Source organism: Rhizobium ruizarguesonis (genome assembly GCF_017357285.1).
Lineage (GTDB): Bacteria > Pseudomonadota > Alphaproteobacteria > Rhizobiales > Rhizobiaceae > Rhizobium > Rhizobium ruizarguesonis.
The window spans coordinates 1814223-1837549 of record NZ_CP071678.1; the positions used below are offsets into that span (position 1 = coordinate 1814223).

The following is a 23327-nucleotide window of genomic DNA, read 5'->3' on the forward strand; positions in this document are numbered from 1 at the left end:
AAACGCGTGTCAAACGCCCGGCCGCGTGCGCCAAGCCTTGACAAATCGGAGCGTCCATGCGCTTTTCCGCCCGATTTTCTTGTCGGCGCTTGAGGGTTTTGAAAACCCTTGCTGCCGTCTTAAGCCACATGCCAGGATTTGAGATCATGCATCGCTATCGCAGCCACACATGCGCCGCCCTCCGCAAGACGGATGTCGGCTCGACCGTCCGTATTTCCGGCTGGGTTCACCGCGTTCGCGACCATGGCGGCGTTCTCTTCATCGACCTTCGCGACCATTACGGCATCACCCAGGTCGTCGCCGATCCCGACAGCCCGGCCTTCAAGATGGCGGAAACCGTGCGGGGCGAATGGGTCATCCGCATTGACGGCCTCGTCAAGGCCCGCACCGACGATACTGTCAACAAGACCATGGCGACAGGCGAGATCGAGCTCTACGCGCAGGAGATCGAAGTCCTCTCCGCCGCCAAGGAATTGCCGCTGCCGGTCTTCGGCGAGCCGGACTATCCCGAAGACGTGCGCCTAAAGTACCGCTTCCTCGATCTTCGCCGCGAAACGCTGCACCGGAACATCGTCAAGCGCACCCAGGTCATCTCGGCCATGCGCCGCGAAATGGGCGATGTCGGCTTTACCGAATATACCACGCCGATCCTGACGGCCTCCTCGCCGGAAGGCGCGCGCGACTTCCTGGTGCCGAGCCGCATCCATCCCGGCACCTTCTATGCCTTGCCGCAGGCGCCGCAGCAGTACAAGCAGCTGCTGATGGTGGCGGGCTTCGACCGCTATTTCCAGATTGCGCCGTGCTTCCGCGACGAAGACCCGCGCGCCGACCGCCTGCCGGGCGAATTCTACCAGCTCGACCTCGAAATGAGCTTCGTGACCCAGGAAGACGTCTGGAACACGATGGGTCCGTTGATGACCAACATTTTCGAGGAGTTCGCCGAAGGCAAGCCGGTCACCAAGGAGTGGCCGCGCATCCCCTATGACGAGGCGATCCGTAAGTATGGTTCGGACAAGCCGGACCTGCGCAACCCGATCGTCATGGAAGCGGTTACCGAACATTTCGCCGGCTCCGGCTTCAAGGTTTTCGCCGGCATGATCGCCTCGAACCCGAAGGTTGAGATCTGGGCGATCCCGGCAAAGACCGGCGGTTCCAGAGCGTTCTGCGATCGTATGAATGCTTGGGCGCAGTCGACCGGTCAGCCTGGTCTCGGTTACATCTTCTGGCGCAAGGAAGGTGACAAGCTCGAGGGCGCCGGCCCGCTTGCGAAGAACATCGGCGAGGAGCGCACCGACGCCATCCGTACCCAGCTCGGCCTCGATGACGGTGACGCCTGCTTCTTCGTTGCCGGCGATCCGGCGAAGTTCTACAAGTTTGCCGGTGAAGCCCGCACCAAGGCCGGCGAAGAACTGAACCTTGTCGATCGCGACCGTTTCGAACTCTGCTGGATCGTCGACTTCCCGTTCTTCGAATGGAGCGAGGAAGAAAAGAAGGTCGATTTCGCCCACAACCCGTTCTCGATGCCGCAGGGCGGCCTCGATGCGCTTCAGAACCAGGATCCGCTGACCATCAAGGCGTTCCAGTATGACGCCGTCTGCAACGGCTTCGAAATCGCCTCGGGCTCGATCCGCAACCAGTCGCCGGAAACCATGGTTGCCGCCTTCGAGAAGGTCGGCCTCAGCCAGCAGGATGTCGAGGATCGTTTCGGCGGCCTCTACCGTGCCTTCCAGTACGGCGCGCCCCCGCATGGCGGTGCTGCCTTCGGTATCGACCGTATCATCATGCTGCTCGTCGGCGCGAAGAACCTGCGCGAAATCTCGCTGTTCCCGATGAACCAGCAGGCCCAGGACCTTCTGATGGGCGCGCCGAGCCCGGCAACGCCGACACAGTTGCGCGAGCTCTCGATCCGGCCGATCCCGCCGGTCAAGAAGGATTGAGATCGTCTGATCCCGAATGCAAAAGCCCGGCAAATCGCCGGGCTTTTTGTTTGGTTCGGTCGTCGAGCGCGGCATCCACGAGGGCGACATGAAGTCCGAGACGAACCCCCGCGCGCTGGCACGGTTCCTCCGTGCCATCATCCAGGGCATGTCGGTGCAGGCGAGGGACGGAGCATCGCTAGAGGAATTGCTTGATATCGCAGTCCTCGCCATTGCCGAGGTCGCCCGTCATCGCGCGTGAAAACGAAAAGGCCCGGCAGTACCGAACTGCCGGGCCTTTCGTCGCAAGATCGAAGCGATCAGTCGTTGGCGGTAACCTTGACGCCAAGCACCTGCGGCAGCGTGTTCGGAGCGCCCATGGCGGCACCCACGATCGTCGGGAACGGTACCGGCTTTTCGGGAGCGGCCTTGACGGTCAGGCTTTTCGGATCGTCGAGGAAGGTGTTGACGGCAGCCGAAACGGCGTTCTGCAGTTCCGGGATATTGAGCTGCGCCAGCATGATCGGCGTCATCGCCTTCAGCGAATCCGCCATCTGCTTGCCGGACATATTCTGCTGCGAACCGGCATAATCGAGCGCGCGCTTGGTAATCGAGGCATCTTCGAAGCGCACCTGCGCGGCCTCGAAGGACAGCTGCTGCATCAGGCCGAGCATGGCAAGGCCAAGCGCCTGCTGCGATTCTTCCTTGTTCGCACCGGCTTCGGATTGCTTCATCGCATCCTGCAGCGACTTTACGAAGGCCATCGTGTAGCCCGAGATCTTGAAGCCAAGGTTCAGCTTGCCGATGTTGGTGAAGTCGAAGGCGAATTCCGAAATGTCGATCGTGCCGGGGGCCAGTTCCCAGGCACCCTTCATGGTGATGTCGCCTTGGATGTGCTGCAGGGCAAGCTTCTCGATCGCGTCCTTGCTCTGCGGATCCTCGGCTTTGCTGAGATCGGCCTTCATGCTTTTGAAGGCGCCATCGAAATCGAAGCCGGATTCGTCTTCGCGCAGTGTCAGATTGACGTCGCTTTGCAGCAGCGAGAACATTTCCGCGCCGTCCTTGACCACCTTCAGCGGGCCTGTATGGGCGGTTTCGTAGAGCATCATGGTATCGAGCGTGTCGCCGCCCGCCGTTGCCGGGATCGAGATGCCGCCGAGCGTCAGCTCCTGCGCCGTGACCGTGACGCCGTCTTTCGTGGTGTTGATATCGGGGAAGGCTGCCTCTTCGATGTAATAGCCGCCATCCTCGTCTTCTTCGACGCCGGAAAGGGTGACTTCGCCGACTGCCAGGCTTTCGCCGCCGGCCGATTTGACGCTGACATTCTTCAGCGTCGCGGTCGTGCCGTCGATGTCGACTGCGTCAGCCGAAATCGTTCCGCCCTGTACGGCATAGGCGGCATTGAGCTTCTTCAGCAGATCGGCGCCGTCGAGAGCGAAAGCCGAACCGGCGAGCGAGAAAAAGGCGGCGCCCGACAGCATCAGCCGCGTTGTCCGGGAAAAGTTCATGGGGTGATTCCTCTGGTGGCGTGGTGGCGGTTGGAAATCTGCAGTTACGCTACTACGGATTAGGCCAGCTTTATATTTGCGGACTTCTAAATTTCTGTTGAAAGGAACGGCAAACGAAGTCCAAATTGCGGCGGAGCGTTTGTCTCATCCTTTGATGTCAGTCCCAAGACTTCATCCACAGCTGCAATGGCCCGGATTCCTTGCCCGCCGGCCTCTTCTGGGCTAGTCAGAACCTATGGGACAAGAGATTTTGCCGCCTTCGGGCGGAGACGACGATCACATCCAACCGGTCGACCTCAAGGCGGCGCTCGAGCAGCGCTACCTTGCCTATGCGCTGTCGACCATCATGCACCGCGCCCTGCCTGACGTGCGCGACGGGCTGAAGCCTGTCCATCGCCGCATCGTCTATGCGATGAACGAGATGGGGCTGAGGCCGAACTCGGCCTTCAGAAAATGCGCCAAGATCGTCGGCGAAGTGATGGGTAACTACCATCCGCACGGCGACCAGTCGATCTACGACGCGCTTGCCCGTCTCGCCCAGGATTTCTCGCAGCGCTACACGCTGGTCAACGGCCAGGGCAATTTCGGCAATATCGACGGCGACAGCCCCGCCGCCATGCGTTACACCGAATCGAAGATGACGGCGGTCTCCGAACTGCTGCTCGAAGGCATCGATCAGGATGCCGTCGATTTCCGAGACACTTACGACGAATCGAATTCCGAGCCGGTCGTTCTTCCCGGCGCCTTCCCGAACCTGCTCGCCAACGGATCGTCCGGCATCGCCGTCGGCATGGCGACCTCGATCCCGTCGCACAATGCCCACGAGCTTTGCGACGCAGCCCTGCATCTGATCAAGCATCCGGATGCAACAGTCGAAAAGCTCGTCGAATTCATACCCGGCCCGGATTTCCCCACCGGCGGTATCATCATCGACAACCGCGACAGCATCATCGAGAGCTACCGCACCGGCCGCGGCGGTTTCCGCGTGCGGGCGAAATGGCAGACGGAAGATCTCGGCCGCGGCGGCTACCAGATCGTCATCACCGAAATTCCCTTCCAGGTGCAGAAATCGCGGCTGATCGAGAAGATCGCCGAGCTGCTGATCGCCCGCAAGCTGCCGCTGCTGGAAGATATCCGCGACGAATCGGCCGAAGACATCCGTGTCGTGCTGGTGCCGAAGACCCGCAGCGTCGATCCGACGATCCTGATGGAATCGATGTTCAAGCTGACGGAACTCGAAAGCCGCTTCCCGCTCAACATGAACGTGCTCTCCATGGGCCGCATCCCGCGGGTCATGGCGCTGAACGAGGTGTTGAAGGAGTGGCTGGACCACCGCCGCGAAGTTCTGCAGCGCCGCTCGCGCTTCCGCCTGGCGGCGATCGACAGGCGCCTCGAAATCCTCAGCGGCCTGCTGGTCGCCTACCTCAACATCGATGAGGTCATCCGCATCATCCGCGAGGAGGACGAGCCGAAGCCGGTCATGATGGCGCGCTGGGATCTCACCGACAATCAGGTCGAGGCGATCCTCAATATGCGGCTGCGCGCCTTGCGCAAGCTGGAGGAGTTCGAGATCCGCAAGGAATTCGACGAACTCACCAATGAAAAGGGCGAGATCGAAGCTTTGCTTTCCTCCGACGACAAGCAGTGGCAGACGGTCGCCTGGGAAATCGGCGAAGTGAAGAAGAAATTCGCCAAGGCGACCGAGGTCGGCCGCCGCCGCACCCAGTTTGCCGACGCGCCCGAGACCGACGAGGAAGCAGTCCAGCAGGCAATGATCGAGAAGGAACCGATCACCGTCGTCATTTCCGAAAAGGGCTGGATCCGCGCGTTGAAGGGCCATATCGCCGACACGGCGACACTGACCTTCAAGGAAGGTGACGGCTTGAAGATCGCCTTCCCGGCACAGACCACGGACAAGATTCTGATCGTCACGACAGGCGGCAAGGCCTTCACGCTCGGCGGCGACAAGCTGCCGGGCGGCCGCGGTCACGGCGAACCGCTGCGCATCATGGTCGATATGGATAACGACCAGGCGGTGCTGACCGCATTCTTGCATGATCCCTCGCGCAAGCAGCTGATCGTCTCGACCGCCGGCAACGGCTTCGTCGTTCCGGAGGCTGAACTGGTCGCCAATACGCGCAAGGGCAAGCAGATCATGAACGTCGCGCTGCCCGAGGAAACGCAACTGCTCGTGCCTGTCAGCGGCGACCATGTCGCCGTCGTCGGTGAAAACCGCAAGCTGCTGGTATTCCCGCTGGCGCAGGTGCCGGAAATGTCGCGCGGCAAGGGCGTGCGCCTGCAGCGTTACAAGGATGGCGGCATTTCCGACGTCCGCTGCTTCGCGATATCAGACGGCCTCATCTGGGAAGACAGCGCCGGCCGCACCTTCACGAAGAACAAGGACGAGCTCGCAGAGTGGCTGGCCGACCGCGCCACCGCCGGTCGCACCGTGCCCAAGGGCTTCCCGCGCAGCGGCAAATTCGCCGGCTAAAGCACGACCGCGTTGTGCGTCTTTTCAGACGCGCAAAGGACGCTGTAACACTTTGAATTGCTGGATATCTATCTCTCAATCGAGTCCGCTTGAAGGAATGATGCAGTAAATTCCGCGCCCGACTCTTGGCGGCCGCGACAATTCCTCTATCTCAATCCTGTTAGCAAAAATATGAGCAGGCCGGCTCCGGAGGCGGACGGAATGGCCGCAGGCCGCGCACGGGAGGAGTGTGCGCGCCGTTACCGGAGGAAAATCGATGCCCGCCAGCACCATCAAATTGCATGTCAGCCACACCTACGGGGTGACGCCTGCTGTCGTCTACGACGCCTGGCTCAACCCTGAAATCGCCCGCCGTTTCCTGTTTGCGACGGATGACGGTCATGTCATCCGCGCCGATATCGATCCGCATGTCGGCGGCCGTTTCTTCGTCGTCGACCGCCGCCCGACCGGCGACGCCTTTCACCAGGGTGTTTTCCTGGAACTGAAGCGCCCGCAGCGCATGGTCTTCAGCTTTTCCGTCGAGGAGCACGACCACAATTGCGACCGCGTTGAAATAAATATCGAGCCTCTCGGCGGCGGCAGCCGTCTGACGCTGACCCACGAAATGTGCGCCGAATGGGCCGAGCACGAGGAAAAGACCCGGCAAGGCTGGGCGCATGTGGTCGAAGGGCTTGGCAGGGAACTGGAGCAGCAGCAGTTCAAGGCGACGGGTTGAGCGGTATGCTGAAATCTCGAAGGAAGCGGGTCGCACCTTCTTCGTCGATCTCGCCGGCGGCTACCTCTAGTACAAATGCAATGACCTGCGCGTTGTCGGCATTGATGACATAGCGGTTGATGTAGAGAAACGTAAACGCCGCGAGATAGCCGGTACGCTTGTTTCCATCCACGAATGGGTGGTTTCTAACAATGGCATAGAGATAGGCTGCGGCGAGTATGAAGATGTCGGTCTCGCCGTATGCAGCCTTGTTAAGCGGGCGCGCCAAGCTGGTTTCCAATGCATTGGCATCCCGCAGGCCAGGCAAACCGCCATGCTCGGCGATTTGCTCATCGTGCATATTTTCAATCGCTTGGCGGCTCAGCCACTTAAGCTGTATCATTTCGCGAGTTCGCGGAGTGCCACCCGATATTTTTCCATACCGATGCGGGCCGCCCGCATTTGCTCGGCAAGATCCGCCGATTCCGGTACAAGCTGAATATTACCCTCGATCTCTCGCAGTTCGAGGCTGTCGCCGCTGCTCAGGCCCAACCGCTGCAGCACCTCTTTGGGGATGATAACACCCTCGGAATTTCCGATCTTGCGGATTGTGACGTTCATCGTTTTGTCCTCTGTGATAACGGCGTTATAACATGAGGCGGAGCAGGCGACAACGTCCTAGCCTGCCATTTGAACGATGCTTTTCCTCCGCACCATCCAGACGGAATGGGCTGCGATCGCCGCCACCAGGATGCCGCCGCCGACCAGTGTCATCGGCGCCGGCGTTTCCGCAAAGATCAGCCACACCCAGATCGGTGCGAGCACGGTTTCGAGCAGGTAGAACATGCCGACTTCAGGCGCGGAGAGGTAACGCGGCCCGGTCGCCAGGCACCAGAGGGCAAGCGGCATCATCACCGCGCCGTTGAAGAGGATCCAGGCGGGATGCTCGATCGAAAAACCGCCAGCCGGCATGACCGAGATCAGCCCGACCGCCGCCGGCAGCACCGTCGAAAGCAGCGAGACGAAGCCCATCTCCCGGCGGGAGGCGCGGCTGATGGTGATGGCGGCGGCAATCATGAAGGCGGTAAGGAGCGCCATGGCATCGCCGAAGAGATGGCCGCCCGAAAGCCCGTCCCGCACGATCAGGCCGACGCCGAAGGTCATCGCCGCCATGGCGAGCAGCGTTGCTAGGGCCGGCCGCTCCTTGAGGAAAATCCAGGAAAGAAGCGCGGCGAACATCGGATTGAAGGCGACGATGAAAACGACATTGGCGGTCGAGGTGTTGAAAACGGCGAGAAGGAAGACCACCGTCGTCAGGCTGTAGAGCAGGCCGGTGACAAGACCCGGCCAGCCCGGCACGAGCACTGGCCATCGCCCTTTCGCAATCCGCAGCGCTGCCGCGGCCAGAAGCGTCACGCCAAGGGTCGCGATGCTTCTCGCGGCAAGGATCGACCACAGCTCGCCGTCAGCGAGCCGCATGAGCGGGATATCCACGGAAAGCGCCAGCCCGCCGATCGCCGTCAGCAGCAGGCCCTTCCGATGGTCGGAAAGAGCGGTGGGGAACATTCAGTCGTGGGTGCTCTCGGGCATGGACTCGGGATCGAAACGTTCCCAGCCGCGCGGGGTCAGATGCTCCTGCGGCTGGAAGCGCGTCTTGTAGTCCATTTTCCGCGACCCTTGAACCCAGTAGCCGAGGTAGACATGCGGCAGTCCCAGCGCTTTCGTGCGCCTGACATGGTCGAGAATCATGAAAGTGCCGAGCGAACGCTGCTCGAGTGCCGGATTGAAATAGGAATAGACCATCGACAACCCGTCGCTCATCGTGTCGGTCAGCGCAGCGGCAAGCAACTCGCCCTTCGGCCGCTGCTCCAGTCCGGATCCTTCTTCGCGCCGGCGGTATTCGATGATTCTCGTATTCACATGCGTGTCTTCCACCATGATGGCATAGTCGAGCACGGTCATGTCGGACATGCCGCCCTGCTGGTGGCGAAAATCGAGATAGCGTCGGAAGAGTGAATATTGCTCGCTGGAAGGCTGGGCTGCGAATTCGGTGGCGATGACGTCGGAATTGGCGGCAAGCACCCGTTTCATCGATTTGGTCGGCTCGAATTCCTGGGCGAGAATTCGCACGGAAACGCAGGCGCGACAGGATTCGCAGGCCGGGCGATAAGCGATGTTCTGCGAGCGGCGGAAACCGCCCTGCGTCAGGATATCGTTCATCTCGGCGGCGCGCGGGCCGACCAGATGGGTGAACACCTTTCGCTCCATCTCATGCGGCAGGTACGGACACGCAGCCGGAGCCGTCAGATAAAACTGCGGGGATGGCGTCGTCTGCGTATTCATTTGTCGCGGAATTTTCCCTGTCGAGACCGTGCCGTTTCCTGACAGCATGACCTAAGAATAAAAAACGTCAACAGCGGGGCGCGTTTCGCCCTTCATATCAGTCTTCTAAGTTTAGATATGGAGCGCCGGCGCCCGCCGGCAAAGGGAAGGCGGAGACTTTATTTGGTCTCCGCCCCTAGTCTCAGTTTGAGTCTCTCAGCCAAAGTCTCAGGCTGTGCGCACCGTCACCGTGCCCACAAGCAGGTCGTGGATGAGACGGCTGCGTTCGATAAACAGGCCGGCAAGCAGAATGAGCGGCGTCAGCACCGAGTTGAGGATCCAGAACAGTGCCAGATGCACGATCGCTGTCATGAAATCCATCGGCCGTCCGTCGACACGCACGATCGCTATCCCCATCGCGCGCATGCCGAGCGAGGCCTGGCTCGGCCCGCCCACAGTCAGGCCGAAGTAAATGCCGGCGACGATGACGAAGAGGGCAGGGTAGAGAAAGAAGCCGAGCCCGAGCGTGACGATCGACAGGAAGAACAGCACGATCGCCGCGGGAATGCACAGCAGCGCCACGATGACATAGTCGAGAATGAAAGCGAAGACCCGGCGGCTCAACACGCCGCTATAGGCGCGCCAGTCCTCCGGTGCGGCATAAAGCGGATTGGGGTTGTAGCTCATCTCAATCTCCTCAGGAAAAGCGATGCCGCTGATATGGTATCGGCAGGGCAAAATGCAATAATCTGCCCCAGATGCGGATGGTTTTAGGCCGGATCGGCCTAAAACCATCCGCATCTAAATCAAAGAAATGGAGCATGATGTCGTCCGAAAACCGCGGACACTTTTCGGCATCATGCACTACAGCGCCGCGCGTCTTTTGAGATGCGCAAAGGACGCTGTAGCACTTTGAATCGCTGCATAATTTTATCCTTAAATCGATTCCGATTTATGGAATTATGCAGTCACCGCTTTGCGAGAATTTTCGCCACTTCGACTGCAAAATAGGTGAGGACACCGTCGCATCCCGCCCGCTTGAACGACAGCAGCGTTTCGAGCATCGCCCGCTCGCCATCGATCCAGCCATTCATCGCCGCCGCCTTGATCTGCGTATATTCGCCGGAAACCTGGTAGGCGAAGGTCGGCAGGCCAAAGGCCTCCTTCATCCGCCAGCAGATATCGAGATAGGGCAGGCCGGGCTTGACCATCAGCATGTCGGCGCCTTCCTCGACGTCGAGGGCCGCGTCGCGGATTGCCTCGGTGCCGTTGGCAGGGTCGATATAATAGGTCTTCTTGTCGCCTTTCAGCAGCCCGCCCGTCGAGATCGCCTCGCGATAGGGACCGTAGAAGGCGGAGGCGAATTTGGTCGCATAGCTCATGATGCCGACGCTCTGGTGGCCGGCCGCATCGAGCGCCATGCGGATCGCGCCGATGCGTCCGTCCATCATCTCCGACGGCGCGATGATGTCGGCGCCGGCATCCGCCTGCATCACGGCGGCGCGCGCCACCTGGTCGACCGTCTCGTCGTTGACGATCTCGCTGCCTCTGAGGATGCCGTCATGGCCGTGGCTGGTGAAGGGATCGAGCGCGACGTCGGTGATGACGCCGATATTAGGCACCGCCTTTTTGATCGCCGCCGTCGCCATGTTGATCAGGTTGTTGGCCTCGAGGCTGTTCGAACCGGTCTCGTCGCGCAGTTCCATTTCGATATTTGGAAAGGTGGCAAGCGCCGGAATGCCGAGGCCGGCGGCTTCCCGCGCGGCTTCCACGGCCTTGTCGATGCTCATCCGGTTGACGCCCGGCATGGCCGGGATCGGATCGATGATGCCAGAGCCCGGCACGATGAAGATCGGCCAGATCAGGTCGTCGACGGTCAGCCGGTTCTCCTGCACCAGCCGGCGTGTCCAATCCGCCTTGCGGTTGCGCCGCATGCGGCGATGACCGGTGATGTCGTCGACGAGATGCGTCCTGTCCTGCATGATATCTGTCCTTGGCCCATTCCATTTATCGGAGCGCTCATTATCATGGCGCCTGGAAAATCCAAACCGGACGATTGGCCGCGGCGGAAAAACCTCTGGCGCATAACCCCGAAAATCGGAGTGGATTTTCGGGGTTATGCGCCAACTCAATGCTATAGAGCGTCCTTGGCGCGTCTTGCCAGACGCTCGGGCGCCCTTGTGAAGATGCAACCCCAAACCGATGTCTGCGCTATGGAAACCGATTCCCCGACGATACCGAAACGCACACTGGCGGATATCCTCTTCATTCTCTTCCTGAGACTGGTTGCCGTATCCTGCTTCTGGTTCGGCCTGCAATATTGGGCGATGCTCGTCGGCTATTCGCTGGTCGGCGCCGGTCGCTTCGATCTTTTGAGCCTGCCGTGGAAGGTGGCGAGCACCAGCCTCGCCGTGCTCTTCCCCGTCGCCTCCCTCGGCCTCTGGCTCACCGTCTCCTGGGGACCGGTCATCTGGGTGCTGGCTGCCGGCGGACAAATCCTCATGTATGGCCTGCTGCCGGATATTTTCGGCCCCAACCAGATGATCATCCTGTTGCATGTCATGGTCGCCGTCGTCTACTTGATTTTCCGCCTGCTGCTGTGGCTGGAAAAGCGCCGTCACCGCCGCCAGGTAAGTGTTGATTTACCCTGAGACAACGTGGGGTTACCGGTAAGGCTCCGTTAAGCCTGCGGTTTAAGTCGAATTTTATATGTATTCGATAGGGTCTCACTCAAGGCGGGAAGAAAACACACCGCCAAACAAACAGTGAGGCAGTCAATATGAACACGAAAATCAAGCCGCAGGCGGTATCGACCTTCCGTGACCAGCAGGACCACGACATCCGTGATCTTTACATGGAATCCCTTCATCTCGTTGAACGTCTGCACCGTCGTCTTCTCGACGTCATCAAGGACGAATTCGACCGTCAGGGTCGCAGCGACGTCAACGCCATCCAGGCGCTGCTCCTTTTCAACATCGGCAATTCCGAGCTAACCGCCGGCGAGCTGCGCTCGCGTGGCTACTATCTCGGCTCCAACGTCTCCTACAACGTCAAAAAGCTAGTCGATCTCGGCTTCATCAACCATCAGCGCTCGCGCATCGACCGCCGCTCGGTCCGCATCAGCCTGACCGAAACCGGCCAGGACATCGCCGAAACGGTGGCCAAGCTTTACGAACGCCACATCGCCTCGATCGACAAGGTCGGCGGCATCGGCACCGACGAGTTCACCCAGATGAACAAACTGCTCCAGCGTCTGGACCGTTTCTGGAACGACCAGATCCTCTACCGTCTCTAAGACCCCTGACCTCCTTTCAGGGTCGCAGAAAATCGGACGTGTTCCCTGCACGTCCGATTTGCCGTTTGCATCCGCGTGGCATCTTTGCAACGCATGGCAGGCAAGCACAAAGGCCTGTATTCAAGCCGTTTTTTAGCCGTTATTAACCGGCACGCTTTACCCCATCATATGCTTCGTCGCGTCCTGTTTCCGGCAGTCGGCAGTCTGCCTTCCGGCCCGACAACACGAATTGGCCATATTGGTGTGGCAGCGGAAGGCTTAACAACCGGTGCTTTCAATGTGCCGATCAGGAATGCTCAGGCTGTCGCATCGCAATCTTGTGATGGGGCAAGCGGAATTTTTTGATGCGCCGGACAACGAATGGACTGGGATCTGCGTTAAAGCGCAGTGATATCGCAAAGAACCGCGGCATTTCTTTATCGCCGCAGTCAGTGGTTGGGACTATGTCGAAGAAAAACGGAATTGAAGCTCTCTCGCGCCGCGCCTTCCTTGCGTCTGCGGCAACGGTTGGCGCCAGCGCGCTTGCCGCGCCGGCATTCGCGCAATCGGCGCTCGATACGCTGATCAATGCGCCGCGCCGCGGCAACTGGGACGACCAGTTCGACGCCAAGGCGGCTTCGCGCACGGCAAACGCCATGGTTTCCAACACGCCGATCCTCGGCCCGCAGTCGGTCGCAAGCGCGCAGCAGGCGATCATGCAGTATCAGCAGATTGCCGCAGCCGGTGGCTGGCCTGAGGTCAATCCCGGTGATCAGCGCCTGCAGCTCGGTGTCAGCTCTCCCGCCGTCCAGGCGCTGCGCCAGCGTCTCGCGATCACCGGCGACCTGCCGCGCGAAGCCGGCCTGTCCAACGCCTTCGATTCCTATGTCGACGGCGCCGTCAAGCGCTTCCAGGCGCGTCACGGCCTGCCGGCCGATGGTGTTCTCGGCGAATTCACGCTGAAGGCGATGAACATCCCCGCCGATGTCCGCCTGCAGCAGCTGAACACCAACGTCGTCCGTTTGCAGACCTTCCCTGAAGACATGGGCCGCCGTCACCTGATGGTCAACATCCCGGCCGCCTATGTGGAGGCTGTCGAGGACGGCAGTGTCGCGACGCGCCACACCGCGGTTGTCGGCCGCCTCAGCCGCCCGACGCATCTCGTCAATTCGAAGATTTACGAGGTCATCCTCAATCCTTATTGGACTGCGCCGCGCTCGATCGTTGAGAAAGACATCATGCCGCTGATGCGCAAGGATCCGACCTATCTCGAAAAGAACGCCATCCGCCTGATCGACGGCAAGGGCAACGAAGTCGCCCCCGAGACCATCGACTGGAACGGCGAGGCGCCGAACCTGATGTTCCGTCAGGACCCCGGCAAGACCAACGCCATGGCGTCGACGAAGATCAACTTCTACAACAAAAACGGCGAGTACATGCACGACACGCCGCAGCAGGGCCTGTTCAACAAGCTGATGCGCTTTGAATCGTCGGGCTGTGTCCGCGTCCAGAACGTGCGCGACTTGTCGAACTGGCTCTTGCGCGAGACCCCCGGCTGGAACCGCCAGCAGATGGAGCAGGTGATCGCAACCGGCGTCAACACGCCGGTCAAGCTCGCCACGGAAGTTCCGGTCTATTTCGTCTATATCTCCGCCTGGGGCATGCCCGACGGCATCGTCCAGTTCCGCGACGACATCTATCAGATGGACGGCAATGCCGAGCTGGCGCTCGACACCACGGCTGGCATGGAACAGCCGGTCCAGTAAGCGGCGACCTCTGCATCGCAATTTGAGAACCGCGCTTTCGGGCGCGGTTTTTTTATGTCCGAGGAGACGCCCTCGATGTGGTCGCCAAGTATCGGCGCGGCGCGACCGCAAAAGAGCGTGAGCGCGCGCTTTGCTCAGCAAATGTCGTTCTTCGTATTGCCCTCGCCACGGCGGAAGGCTAATACCTCAGCGCATTCCAGTTGAGGAGCCCGCCCATGACCAATGCTTCCACCGAATCCTTCTTCAATCGCTCGCTTGCGGACGTCGATCCGGACATTTTCAGCGCGATCGGAAAGGAACTCGGTCGCCAACGGCACGAGATCGAACTGATCGCTTCTGAGAACATCGTCTCCCGCGCCGTGCTGGAAGCCCAGGGCTCCATCATGACCAACAAATATGCCGAGGGTTATCCCGGCAAGCGTTATTACGGCGGCTGCCAGTTCGTCGATATCGCCGAGGAACTGGCGATCGAGCGCGCCAAGAAGCTGTTCGGGGTCAATTTCGCCAACGTCCAGCCGAATTCCGGTTCGCAGATGAACCAAGCCGTGTTTCTGGCACTGCTGCAGCCGGGTGACACCTTCATGGGTCTCGACCTGAATTCGGGCGGCCATCTCACGCATGGTTCGCCGGTCAACATGTCCGGCAAGTGGTTCAACGTCGTCTCCTACGGCGTGCGCGAAGGCGACAACCTGCTCGACATGGATGAAGTCGCCCGCAAGGCCGAGGAAACCAAGCCGAAGCTCATCATCGCCGGCGGCACTGCCTATTCCCGCATCTGGGACTGGAAGCGCTTCCGCGAGATCGCCGACTCGGTCGGCGCTTACCTCATGGTCGACATGGCCCATATTGCCGGCCTCGTTGCCGGTGGTGTTCATCCGTCGCCATTCCCGCATTGCCATGTCGCGACAACGACGACCCACAAGTCGCTGCGCGGCCCGCGCGGCGGCGTCATCCTCACCAATGACGAGGATCTGGCGAAGAAGTTCAATTCGGCTGTCTTCCCGGGTCTGCAGGGTGGTCCGCTGATGCACATCATCGCTGCTAAGGCTGTTGCCTTCGGCGAGGCGTTGCAGCCGGAATTCAAGGACTATGCCGCCCAGGTCGTCAAGAACGCCAAGGCGCTTGCCGAAACGCTGATATGGGGCGGCCTTGACGTCGTCTCCGGCGGCACCGACAACCATCTGATGCTGGTCGACCTGCGCAAGAAGAACGCCACCGGCAAGCGCGCCGAGGCAGCTCTCGGCCGCGCCTACGTCACCTGCAACAAGAACGGCATTCCCTTCGATCCGGAAAAGCCCTTCGTCACCTCGGGCGTGCGCCTCGGCGCACCGGCCGGCACGACCCGCGGCTTCAAGGAAGCCGAATTCCGCGAGATCGGCAATCTGATCGTCGAGGTTCTCGACGGCCTGAAGGTCGCCAATTCCGATGAAGGCAACGCCGCCGTCGAAGCCGCGGTGCGCGGCAAGGTGGTCAGCCTCACCGACCGCTTCCCCATGTATGATTACTTGGGATAAGGAGTAGGGATGCGCTGCCCCTATTGCGGTTCGGAAGATACCCAGGTCAAAGATTCGCGCCCGGCGGAGGACAACACATCCATCCGCCGGCGGCGCATCTGTCCGGATTGCGGCGGCCGCTTCACCACGTTCGAGCGCGTGCAGCTGCGCGAGCTGATGGTCATCAAGAAGACCGGCCGCAAGGTGCCCTTCGACCGCGACAAGCTGGTGCGCTCCTTCGAAGTGGCGCTACGCAAACGCCCCGTCGAGCGGGACCGCATAGAGCGCGCCGTCTCCGGCATCGTCCGGCGGCTTGAAAGCTCCGGCGAGACCGAGATCTCCTCCGAGCAGATCGGCCTTCAGGTGCTGGAAGCCATGAAGAGCCTCGATGATGTCGGCTTCGTGCGCTACGCCTCGGTCTATCGGGATTTCTCGCTTGCCGAGGATTTCGAGAAAGTCATTTCCGAAATCAACGCCAAGATTGCCCGCGACCCGCTGGACAGGTGAGCCATGAGCATCACGCCGCATGACGAACGTTTCATGGCGGCGGCGATCCGTCTGTCGCGCTGGCATCTTGGCCGCACTGCCACCAATCCTTCCGTCGGCTGTCTGATCGTCAAGGACGGCGTCATCGTCGGCCGTGCCGTGACGGCGCTCAGTGGCCGCCCGCATGCCGAGACGCAGGCGCTCGCCGAAGCCGGCGTGCTCGCCCGCGGCGCCACCGCCTATGTGACGCTCGAACCCTGCTCGCATCACGGCAGGACGCCGCCCTGCGCCGAGGCGCTGATCGCCTATGGCGTTGCCCGCGTCGTCATCAGCGTCACCGATCCCGATCCGCGTGTCTCCGGCCGCGGCATCGCCGTGCTGCGCGAAGCCGGCATAGAGGTGGATGCCGGCGTGCTGGAGACGGAGGGCCGGCAGTCGCTTGCCGCCTATCTCACCCGCCAGACGAAGAACCGGCCCTATGTGACTCTCAAGCTTGCCGTTTCCGCCGATGGCATGATCGGCCGCCACGGGGCAGGGCAGGTGGCGATAACAGGCCCGGAGGCTCGCGCCCAGGTGCAGGCGCTACGCGCCGAAACCGATGCGATCCTGGTCGGCATCGGTACCGCGATTGCGGATGATCCGCTGCTGACGGTGCGTTCGCCAGGTCTTGAATCGCAATCGCCGATCCGCATCGTCCTCGATCCGTCCCTGGCATTGCCGCTGACCAGCAAGCTCGTCGGGACGGCGCGGGACGTGCCGGTCATCGTGGTGGCGAGTGAGGAAGGATCATTGTCGCAGGCAGAGGGGGATATCGCATCCACAGAGATGGAATCTCGCCGCGCAGCCCTCGAAGCCGCCGGCGTCGAGGTCGTCCATTGCAATCCCTATCATCCGGAAGTCCTGCTGCCGGCACTCGCGACTCGCGGTATTTCCTCGCTTCTGGTCGAGGGTGGCGCAAAAACGGCGCGGCTTTTCCTTGAGGCTGGCGTCGTCGACCGCATCCAGCTTTATCAGGCGCCTGTTGTCATCGGCGAGGGCGGTATTGAATCTCCGCTTGATGCAACCGACATACCATCGGGTTTTGCCCATACGGGCACGCTGATGTTCGGCGGCGATCGCCTGGACGAATACGAAAGAGGGCTTTGATGTTCACCGGAATAGTCACCGATATCGGCACGGTCGAATCCGTTTCCCCGCTGAAGGAAGGTATCCGGCTGCGGGTCGCGACCGCCTATGATCCCTCAACCATCGACATGGGCGCCTCGATCTCTCACGCCGGCATCTGCCTGACTGTCACCGCCCTTCCGACCGAGGGCAGCAACGGCCGCTGGTTCGAGGTCGAGGCCTGGGAAGAGGCGCTGCGGCTGACGACGATCGGCACCTGGCAGGAGGGCAGCCGCGTCAATCTCGAACGGTCGCTGAAGATCGGCGATGAACTCGGCGGCCACATCGTTTCCGGCCATGTCGACGGCAAGGCGGAAATCCTCTCGGTGACTGCAGAGGGCGACGCCACGCGCTACCGTCTGCGCGCGCCTGAACATCTGGCGAAATTCGTCGCCCCCAAGGGTTCGATTGCACTCGACGGCACCTCGCTGACGGTCAATGCGGTCGACGGCACGGATTTCGACGTGCTGCTCATCCGCCACACGCTCGAGGTGACCACCTGGGGCGATCGCAAGGCCGGCGATTTCGTCAATTTCGAAGTCGACACCATGGCGCGTTACGCCGCCCGGCTGGCGGAATTCCCAAGCACCTGAATCAAAAACCTGTAACCGTTTCCAGGGTCACGCCACGACTGGCATGCTGGGCGCGGAACAACATCGGGCGCTCGTCGACGCATCCAACTGCACGTCTGCGACGCGGCGCCGGCCCGATAGCTCACCAATCCGGGGACAGCTTCGTAAGATACTGGCCGTAGGCGCTCTTGCCGAGCTTCTCCGCGAGCTTGGCGAGGTCGTTCTGCGAGATGTAACCCATGCGCCAGGCGACTTCTTCGGGGCAGGCGATCTTGAAGCCCTGGCGTTTCTCTAGCGTGCTGACGAAACCTGCGGCATCGAGCAGGCTGTCCGGCGTGCCGGTATCGAGCCAGGCATAGCCCCGGCCCATCAGCTCCACGAAGAGCTGGCCGCGCTCGAGATAGGTGCGGTTGACATCGGTGATTTCCAATTCGCCGCGCGGTGACGGCTTCAGGTTGGCGGCGATATCGACCACCTGCTGGTCGTAGAAATAGAGGCCGGTCACCGCCCAGTTCGATTTTGGCTTCTTCGGCTTCTCTTCGATCGACAGCGCATTCATCTTTTCGTCAAAGCCGACAACGCCATAGCGTTCCGGATCGGTGACGTGATAGGCGAACACCGTCGCGCCTTCCCGCCGACTCGTGCCGGATTTCATGATTTCCGGCAGTCCGTGCCCGTAGAAGATGTTGTCGCCGAGAACGAGTGCCGAGCTGTCGCCGTGCAGGAACTCGGCGCCGATGACGAAGGCCTGGGCGAGGCCGTCCGGGCTCGGCTGTACGGCATAGGTCAGTGAAATTCCCCATTGCGAGCCGTCGCCAAGAAGGCGCTTGAAGGCTTCGACGTCGTGAGGCGTGGTGATGATCAGCAACTCCCTGATGCCTGCGAGCATGAGCGTCGTCAGCGGATAGTAGATCATCGGCTTGTCGTAGACCGGCATCAACTGTTTCGAAACGGCCTGCGTGATCGGATGCAGACGCGTGCCTGTGCCGCCGGCGAGAATAATTCCCTTCATGCCCATCTCCTTAAAAACCCTTAGTCAAAAGGTCTTGCATGACAATCGTCATGGACTGCTTCCACTCCGGGAGCCGGATTCCATATGTTCTGGCGAGCTTGTCACCGTTGAGACGTGAATTGGCGGGACGCTTCGCCGGTGTCGGATAGTCCGCCGTCGGGATGCGCTCGACGCCGACGTTTCTGCCGCCGGATTTATGAAGCTCCGTGAATATCTCTTCGGCGAAGTCCGCCCAGCTTGCTTCGCCGCTGCCGGTCAGGTGAAAGGTGCCGCGGAGCGATGGCTCAGGGTCCGCTGCGATACGGGTTGCGATCGCAAGAATCGCGTCGGCGATGTCGAGTGCCGAGGTCGGGCATCCTGTCTGATCGGCGACAACGCGAAGATAATCGCGCGTCTCGGAAAGACGCAGCATCGTTTTCAGGAAATTGTTGCCAAAGGGCGAATAGACCCAGGCGGTGCGTAAGATGACATGGTTCGGGTTCACCGCCGCGACGGCCTTCTCGCCCGCGAGCTTCGAACGCCCATAGACGGAGACCGGCGCCGTCGCATCCTCTTCGGAGTAGGCGGAGGCCTTGTCGCCGCTGAAGACGTAGTCGGTCGAAATGTGGATGACCGGGGCCCCGATCCGCGCAGCAGCCTCGGCAACCGCCCCGGCGCCTGCTGCGTTGACGGAAAAAGCAAGCTCGGGGTCGCTCTCGGCCTTGTCGACCGCCGTACAGGCGGCCGCCGAGACGATCACATCCGGGCGCAGAGCCGAGAAGGCGGCTGCGATGCTTGCAGGATCCGCGAGGTCCATTTCCGGGCGCCCGACCGCGCTGATTTCGACGCCCATTTCGGCGCCACGTCTGAGCAGCGACTGAACGATCTGGCCCTGTTTGCCGGTGACGGCAATGCGCATCGCTTATCGTCCCTTGAAAACGCCGAGGCGTTCGCCGGAGTAGACGTTTTCGCGCAGCGGCCGCCACCACCATTCGTTTTCCAGGTACCAGTGCACGGTCTTCTCGATGCCGGTTTCGAAGGTCTCTTGCGCCTTCCAGCCGAGTTCTCTTTCGAGTTTGGAGGCATCGATCGCATAGCGTGCGTCGTGTCCGGGGCGGTCCGTGACGTTGGTGATCAGACGTGCATGCGGTCCCCTGTCACTGTAGACGCCGTCGAGAATAGCGCAGATGCGATGAACGACATCGATGTTCCTGCGCTCATTGCGGCCGCCCACATTGTATTTTTCGCCGGGGCGCCCTCTGGATGCGATCGTGAAGAGTGCGCGGGCGTGGTCTTCGACATAGAGCCAGTCGCGGACATTCGCGCCATTACCGTAAACCGGAAGAGGCTTGCCCTCCAGTGCGTTCAGGATCATCAGCGGAATGAGCTTTTCGGGGAAATGGAACGGGCCGTAGTTGTTGGAGCAATTGGAGACGACGACGGGCAGGCCGTAGGTTCGATGCCAGGCGATCGCCAGATGGTCGCTGGCGGCCTTGGAGGCAGAGTAGGGCGAGGACGGATCGTAAGGCGTCGTCTCCTCGAAGAGGCCCTCGTCGCCGAGCGAGCCGTAGACCTCGTCCGTCGAGACATGCAGAAAGCGGAAGGCGCTCTTGCGGCGAGCGTCAAGCTCATCCCAATAGTGCCGTGCGGTGTCCAGCAGGCTGAATGTGCCGACGATGTTGGTCTGGATGAAATCGGCCGCGCCCAAGATCGAGCGGTCGACATGGCTCTCGGCCGCGAGATGCATGACGATATCAGGGCGGAAGGACGCGAATGCTTCCTGCATCCTGGCGCGGTCGCAGATGTCGGCGCGCAGAAATTGATAGTTCGGCGCCGATTCGACGGATTTTAGTGACGCCAGATTGCCGGCATAGGTCAGCGTGTCGACATTCAGGACCTCGGCGCCGATCTCGCCGACGAGATGACGCACCAATGCCGATCCGATGAAGCCCGCTCCGCCCGTGACCAGGATGCGCATCGTCGATCAATCCTTGGGTTGCTGTGTTGAATAGGAAAAATGGCTTGGCAGATCGGTGAGCCGCGGCAGCGTTTTGTCCTTGTCGGACGATACCATGTCTCTCTCATCGAAGGGCCAGCGGATGCCGATCGCCGGATCGTTCCACGCGATGCCCCGATCATGCTGCGGGCTGTAGGGTGCGGTTACCTTGTAGCTGATGACGCTGTTCGGCTCGAGCGTTGCGAATCCGTGTGCGAATCCGGCCGGTACCCAGAGCTGCATGCCGTTTTCCGGCGAAAGCTCCTGAGAGAGCCATTTGCCGAAGCTCGGTGATCCCTCGCGGATATCGACGACGACATCCATGATCCGGCCGGCAAGGCAGCGCACCAGCTTGCCCTGTGCGAAGGGTGGTATCTGGAAATGCAGCCCCCGGACGGTGCCGGTCTGCGCCGAAAGCGATTCATTGTCCTGGATGAACGTGACGTCAGCCACATTTTCCCGGAACCAGGCATCCTTGAATACCTCGGAGAAGTAGCCGCGGTGATCGCCGAAGCGTGGCGGCGTGATCGCAACGATGCCCTCGATGGCCGAAATCTCAATACGCATGACTTACCTTTTTGCGGCCTTCATCAGGCGCCCGCCCTCATGACGCTCATCAGCATGTCCGCCTGCGAGCGGCTCTGCATGGCCGCAAGGCCCTTCGCGGCAATGGCATCGCGCTCGTCGGCATTTGCGATCAGCTTGTAGCAGCGCTCGATCATGTCGTCATAGGGCTCAATTGCCAAGCCGCCGATGAAGGACTGGAGGTCCGGATCGCGGATGTCGCCTTCCGTCAGCACGCAAACGCGATTGGCGAGCAGATAGGAAATGCGCACGATCTCGAAGACGCCGCTCGCATAATGATGGATGTTGATCACGATCTTGGCGCGGGCAATCGCCGCATCGCGTTCCGCGCCATAGATGTTGAAGAGGTGCTCGACCTTGAGCCCGCCGTCCTTCAGCGTCTTCAGGATATGGTGGCGGCGTTCGTTCATCGAGCCGTAGAAGAGCACGTCGATATCTTTGACGGCGGCGTGCTGTATCTGGCTGAGGCAGCGGCTATAGCCGATTTCGAGCACGCCGGCGTGATCAATGCCCTTGGCGGCGAGATTTTCCCGGTTGCGCGGGCTGTAGTCGAGAACCGGAAACGACTTCAGGATCGAGGTGTAGCGCGAATTGATCCAGATGCTTTCTTCGGACACCTGCTCGAGATTGATGATGACGCTGTCCTTCGGCAGATGGCTGACGATTTCGGCGGGGAGAAGATTGCCGCCATAGATGATCGGCGCACGGCCGGCGAATGCGTTCATGTCCCGGGTGATCGGTGCCGAGCCGCCGAGTTCCTCGAAGGCGCCCTGTAGGCCAAGCGCGACTTCGTCGAAGGCGTGGCTGTGATTGTAGTTGTCGGGCGTCACGATCCAGATGCAATGACGGTCCCGGTGTGCCTGCCATCCGCCGGCAAAGGGCTGCAACAGGTTGCGCAGCTGCTGGTCGATCTTCGGCGCGGCTGGTACAGCGGGCCTTTCCGTCCGCACCGGCTGCTGCTGTACCGGGGAAGCGCCTGACGCCTGCTGGGCATAGGCGCGCATCAATTCGCGGCCACCGATAAATTGGCCGCGCGGCATCCAGCCGGGCGGATCATCAGCCCCCCAGATCAGGTGCGGCTGCTTGATGAGCGGCTGGCGACCTTGCTGCCACGAGGTCAGGAGAGCCTCGTCACGGCTCCGCAGAAAAGCTTCCTTGGCGGCGAAGAGGCCATGCAGCATCCGGCCGAGGCGGACGCCGAACTTCCACTCGAAATCGGCAGGCGCCGGCACGAAGGCGGCGATCTTCAATCCTTTGGCAGCAGCTTGCTGGACATAGAGCCCGAGCAGGCGCTCGATCACGAAGGGACGCATCGTCGCGTTGGCGTCGCGTGAATAGTGCGCCGAACCGGCATAGGCAGTGCCCGCCGGCGTGCCGAGGCGCGCTTCATTTTCCAGCGATTCCAGAATGCATTCGCAGAAGGCGAAATATCCGGACCAGAACTTCCTGTTGCCGCAGAAATAGTTGCAGAACGCGAAGGCAGTTTTGTCTTGTGGCGGTGCGATCGGATGGCCTAGCTCCTGGATATGCAGGAAGATCGGGTCCATGCCGGGATGACCGCCAAGCAGCGAATGTTCCCAGACGTTGCTGTAGATCGCCGCGTGGCCGATCAGCGGGTTGTAAAGATAGGCGTCCGCACCTTCTGCCCTGGCCTTTTCCGCCTCCGTGACAAAAGACGGAAAACTCGTCACCGACTTCATCTCGAATTTGCTGGAGAGAAGCCCCCAAAACACGTCGTCACTGAGGCCGATCGCCTCGTGATGCTGATGCAGGGTGAGGAAGAGTTCATATTCGCGGGTCGTAGCCTGCGTATTGAACGAGATGTCGAGCGGCATGGCAGCCGCATCGAGCTGGCTGCGCTGCGAAGGATCGAGATAAGGCTGATAGACAATGACGGATCCCGTGCCGGCAGCCTTCTCCGTGAGAAGCGCCAGATCAGGAAGACCGGCCGGCAAAGAAGAGGTGGGCTGATTGATCGTCAAGGTATGTCCTTCGCGAAGGGCTGCCGTCTGCATGGGAAATCCGCAGAACGGCAATTCGAGCCTGTTTGGTGTCTACTATTTGAGGTG

General features: G+C 61.0%; 22 protein-coding genes and 1 pseudogene. 11 read left to right on the plus strand and 12 right to left on the minus strand.

Going from position 1 to position 23327, the window contains the following annotated elements:
- Positions 1 to 146: 146 nt before the first annotated feature.
- Together aspS and J3P73_RS08995 are read left to right on the plus strand one after the other, a co-directional pair.
- Positions 147 to 1937: an aspartate--tRNA ligase gene (aspS, locus tag J3P73_RS08990; RefSeq protein WP_020397444.1), complete on the plus strand. Its 1791-nt coding sequence runs from the start codon at positions 147 to 149 to the stop codon at positions 1935 to 1937.
- Positions 1938 to 1986: 49 nt separating this feature from the next.
- A pseudogene (locus tag J3P73_RS08995) lies at positions 1987 to 2178 on the plus strand (hypothetical protein); the annotation flags it as partial.
- A 58-nt stretch (positions 2179 to 2236) separates the two neighbouring features.
- Here the strand turns inward: J3P73_RS08995 and J3P73_RS09000 are convergent.
- A complete protein-coding gene (locus J3P73_RS09000) occupies positions 2237 to 3424 on the minus strand; it encodes a YdgA family protein (protein ID WP_018070516.1) in 1188 nt (395 codons plus the stop codon).
- A 235-nt stretch (positions 3425 to 3659) separates the two neighbouring features.
- On the opposite strand from J3P73_RS09000, the gene parC reads away from it, so the two are divergent.
- Positions 3660 to 5915, plus strand: coding sequence for a DNA topoisomerase IV subunit A (gene parC / locus J3P73_RS09005; protein WP_018070515.1), 2256 nt, complete (start codon positions 3660 to 3662; stop codon positions 5913 to 5915).
- A 256-nt stretch (positions 5916 to 6171) separates the two neighbouring features.
- Positions 6172 to 6630, plus strand: coding sequence for an SRPBCC family protein (locus J3P73_RS09010; protein WP_207579888.1), 459 nt, complete (start codon positions 6172 to 6174; stop codon positions 6628 to 6630).
- Here the strand turns inward: J3P73_RS09010 and J3P73_RS09015 are convergent.
- The 6 genes from J3P73_RS09015 to hemB form a co-directional block, all read right to left on the minus strand.
- The gene (locus J3P73_RS09015) at positions 6614 to 7012 is read right to left on the minus strand and encodes a type II toxin-antitoxin system death-on-curing family toxin (RefSeq protein WP_024321172.1); all 399 of its coding nucleotides are present in this window, start codon (positions 7010 to 7012) and stop codon (positions 6614 to 6616) included. The genes J3P73_RS09010 and J3P73_RS09015 overlap by 17 nt on opposite strands.
- On the minus strand, positions 7009 to 7230 hold the full coding sequence (locus J3P73_RS09020; RefSeq protein ID WP_018070513.1) for an AbrB/MazE/SpoVT family DNA-binding domain-containing protein: 222 nt from the start codon (positions 7228 to 7230) through the stop codon (positions 7009 to 7011). The genes J3P73_RS09015 and J3P73_RS09020 overlap by 4 nt, the downstream gene beginning before the upstream one ends.
- 57 nt (positions 7231 to 7287) lie before the next feature.
- Positions 7288 to 8175 (minus strand): DMT family transporter, encoded by an 888-nt coding sequence (locus J3P73_RS09025; RefSeq protein WP_130661327.1) that lies wholly within the window; start codon positions 8173 to 8175, stop codon positions 7288 to 7290.
- On the minus strand, positions 8176 to 8952 hold the full coding sequence (locus J3P73_RS09030; protein ID WP_024321170.1) for an arginyltransferase: 777 nt from the start codon (positions 8950 to 8952) through the stop codon (positions 8176 to 8178). It abuts the gene before it with no gap.
- 207 nt (positions 8953 to 9159) lie between these two features.
- Positions 9160 to 9618, minus strand: a complete 459-nt coding sequence (locus J3P73_RS09035; protein ID WP_011651295.1) for an RDD family protein — start codon at positions 9616 to 9618, stop codon at positions 9160 to 9162.
- 281 nt (positions 9619 to 9899) lie between these two features.
- On the minus strand, positions 9900 to 10913 hold the full coding sequence (gene hemB, locus J3P73_RS09040) for a porphobilinogen synthase (protein ID WP_130672339.1): 1014 nt from the start codon (positions 10911 to 10913) through the stop codon (positions 9900 to 9902).
- A 231-nt stretch (positions 10914 to 11144) separates the two neighbouring features.
- Between hemB and J3P73_RS09045 the strand changes: the two genes are divergently transcribed.
- From J3P73_RS09045 to J3P73_RS09075, 7 genes are all read left to right on the plus strand, one after another.
- Positions 11145 to 11582: a DUF6163 family protein gene (locus J3P73_RS09045; protein WP_024321169.1), complete on the plus strand. Its 438-nt coding sequence runs from the start codon at positions 11145 to 11147 to the stop codon at positions 11580 to 11582.
- 128 nt (positions 11583 to 11710) lie between these two features.
- Positions 11711 to 12226: a transcriptional regulator LdtR gene (gene ldtR, locus J3P73_RS09050; RefSeq protein ID WP_003547156.1), complete on the plus strand. Its 516-nt coding sequence runs from the start codon at positions 11711 to 11713 to the stop codon at positions 12224 to 12226.
- A gap of 443 nt (positions 12227 to 12669) precedes the next feature.
- A complete protein-coding gene (locus J3P73_RS09055; protein ID WP_075224211.1) occupies positions 12670 to 13971 on the plus strand; it encodes a L,D-transpeptidase family protein in 1302 nt (433 codons plus the stop codon).
- Between the two features lie 215 nt (positions 13972 to 14186).
- Positions 14187 to 15485, plus strand: a complete 1299-nt coding sequence (gene glyA / locus J3P73_RS09060) for a serine hydroxymethyltransferase (RefSeq protein WP_207579889.1) — start codon at positions 14187 to 14189, stop codon at positions 15483 to 15485.
- Positions 15486 to 15494: 9 nt separating this feature from the next.
- Positions 15495 to 15971 (plus strand): transcriptional regulator NrdR, encoded by a 477-nt coding sequence (gene nrdR / locus J3P73_RS09065; RefSeq protein WP_003547190.1) that lies wholly within the window; start codon positions 15495 to 15497, stop codon positions 15969 to 15971.
- Between the two features lie 3 nt (positions 15972 to 15974).
- Entirely contained in the window at positions 15975 to 17096 is a 1122-nt protein-coding gene (ribD, locus tag J3P73_RS09070) for a bifunctional diaminohydroxyphosphoribosylaminopyrimidine deaminase/5-amino-6-(5-phosphoribosylamino)uracil reductase RibD (RefSeq protein WP_207579890.1), read from the plus strand.
- Positions 17096 to 17707, plus strand: coding sequence for a riboflavin synthase (locus tag J3P73_RS09075; protein ID WP_026170782.1), 612 nt, complete (start codon positions 17096 to 17098; stop codon positions 17705 to 17707). Before ribD ends, J3P73_RS09075 begins: the two co-directional genes overlap by 1 nt.
- A gap of 121 nt (positions 17708 to 17828) precedes the next feature.
- Here the strand turns inward: J3P73_RS09075 and rfbA are convergent, their stop codons facing one another.
- From rfbA to J3P73_RS09100, 5 genes are read right to left on the minus strand one after another with little or no spacing between them, the layout of a single operon-like run.
- Positions 17829 to 18698 carry a glucose-1-phosphate thymidylyltransferase RfbA gene (rfbA, locus tag J3P73_RS09080; RefSeq protein ID WP_207579891.1) on the minus strand — a complete coding sequence of 290 codons (870 nt, stop codon included), beginning with the start codon at positions 18696 to 18698 and terminating at the stop codon, positions 17829 to 17831.
- 10 nt (positions 18699 to 18708) lie between these two features.
- Positions 18709 to 19596 (minus strand): dTDP-4-dehydrorhamnose reductase, encoded by an 888-nt coding sequence (gene rfbD, locus J3P73_RS09085; RefSeq protein ID WP_207579892.1) that lies wholly within the window; start codon positions 19594 to 19596, stop codon positions 18709 to 18711.
- 3 nt (positions 19597 to 19599) lie between these two features.
- Entirely contained in the window at positions 19600 to 20655 is a 1056-nt protein-coding gene (gene rfbB / locus J3P73_RS09090; protein WP_207579893.1) for a dTDP-glucose 4,6-dehydratase, read from the minus strand.
- Between the two features lie 6 nt (positions 20656 to 20661).
- Positions 20662 to 21240 (minus strand): dTDP-4-dehydrorhamnose 3,5-epimerase, encoded by a 579-nt coding sequence (rfbC, locus tag J3P73_RS09095; protein WP_018070501.1) that lies wholly within the window; start codon positions 21238 to 21240, stop codon positions 20662 to 20664.
- Between the two features lie 23 nt (positions 21241 to 21263).
- Positions 21264 to 23240 carry a CgeB family protein gene (locus J3P73_RS09100; protein WP_024321162.1) on the minus strand — a complete coding sequence of 659 codons (1977 nt, stop codon included), beginning with the start codon at positions 23238 to 23240 and terminating at the stop codon, positions 21264 to 21266.
- Positions 23241 to 23327: the final 87 nt, after the last annotated feature.

Coding starts and splice junctions, on each gene's coding strand:
- J3P73_RS09055 (WP_075224211.1), top strand. CDS start 12,670: ATGTCGAAGAAAAACGGAATTGAAGCTCTCTCGCGCCGCGCCTTCCTT.
- rfbA (WP_207579891.1), bottom strand. CDS start 18,698: ATGAAGGGAATTATTCTCGCCGGCGGCACAGGCACGCGTCTGCATCCG.
- rfbB (WP_207579893.1), bottom strand. CDS start 20,655: ATGCGCATCCTGGTCACGGGCGGAGCGGGCTTCATCGGATCGGCATTG.
- parC (WP_018070515.1), top strand. CDS start 3,660: ATGGGACAAGAGATTTTGCCGCCTTCGGGCGGAGACGACGATCACATC.
- ldtR (WP_003547156.1), top strand. CDS start 11,711: ATGAACACGAAAATCAAGCCGCAGGCGGTATCGACCTTCCGTGACCAG.
- J3P73_RS09020 (WP_018070513.1), bottom strand. CDS start 7,230: ATGAACGTCACAATCCGCAAGATCGGAAATTCCGAGGGTGTTATCATC.
- nrdR (WP_003547190.1), top strand. CDS start 15,495: ATGCGCTGCCCCTATTGCGGTTCGGAAGATACCCAGGTCAAAGATTCG.
- J3P73_RS09015 (WP_024321172.1), bottom strand. CDS start 7,012: ATGATACAGCTTAAGTGGCTGAGCCGCCAAGCGATTGAAAATATGCAC.
- J3P73_RS09010 (WP_207579888.1), top strand. CDS start 6,172: ATGCCCGCCAGCACCATCAAATTGCATGTCAGCCACACCTACGGGGTG.
- J3P73_RS09025 (WP_130661327.1), bottom strand. CDS start 8,175: ATGTTCCCCACCGCTCTTTCCGACCATCGGAAGGGCCTGCTGCTGACG.
- J3P73_RS09030 (WP_024321170.1), bottom strand. CDS start 8,952: ATGAATACGCAGACGACGCCATCCCCGCAGTTTTATCTGACGGCTCCG.
- rfbD (WP_207579892.1), bottom strand. CDS start 19,596: ATGCGCATTGCCGTCACCGGCAAACAGGGCCAGATCGTTCAGTCGCTG.
- hemB (WP_130672339.1), bottom strand. CDS start 10,913: ATGCAGGACAGGACGCATCTCGTCGACGACATCACCGGTCATCGCCGC.
- aspS (WP_020397444.1), top strand. CDS start 147: ATGCATCGCTATCGCAGCCACACATGCGCCGCCCTCCGCAAGACGGAT.
- ribD (WP_207579890.1), top strand. CDS start 15,975: ATGAGCATCACGCCGCATGACGAACGTTTCATGGCGGCGGCGATCCGT.
- J3P73_RS09035 (WP_011651295.1), bottom strand. CDS start 9,618: ATGAGCTACAACCCCAATCCGCTTTATGCCGCACCGGAGGACTGGCGC.
- rfbC (WP_018070501.1), bottom strand. CDS start 21,240: ATGCGTATTGAGATTTCGGCCATCGAGGGCATCGTTGCGATCACGCCG.
- J3P73_RS09000 (WP_018070516.1), bottom strand. CDS start 3,424: ATGAACTTTTCCCGGACAACGCGGCTGATGCTGTCGGGCGCCGCCTTT.
- glyA (WP_207579889.1), top strand. CDS start 14,187: ATGACCAATGCTTCCACCGAATCCTTCTTCAATCGCTCGCTTGCGGAC.
- J3P73_RS09075 (WP_026170782.1), top strand. CDS start 17,096: ATGTTCACCGGAATAGTCACCGATATCGGCACGGTCGAATCCGTTTCC.
- J3P73_RS09045 (WP_024321169.1), top strand. CDS start 11,145: ATGGAAACCGATTCCCCGACGATACCGAAACGCACACTGGCGGATATC.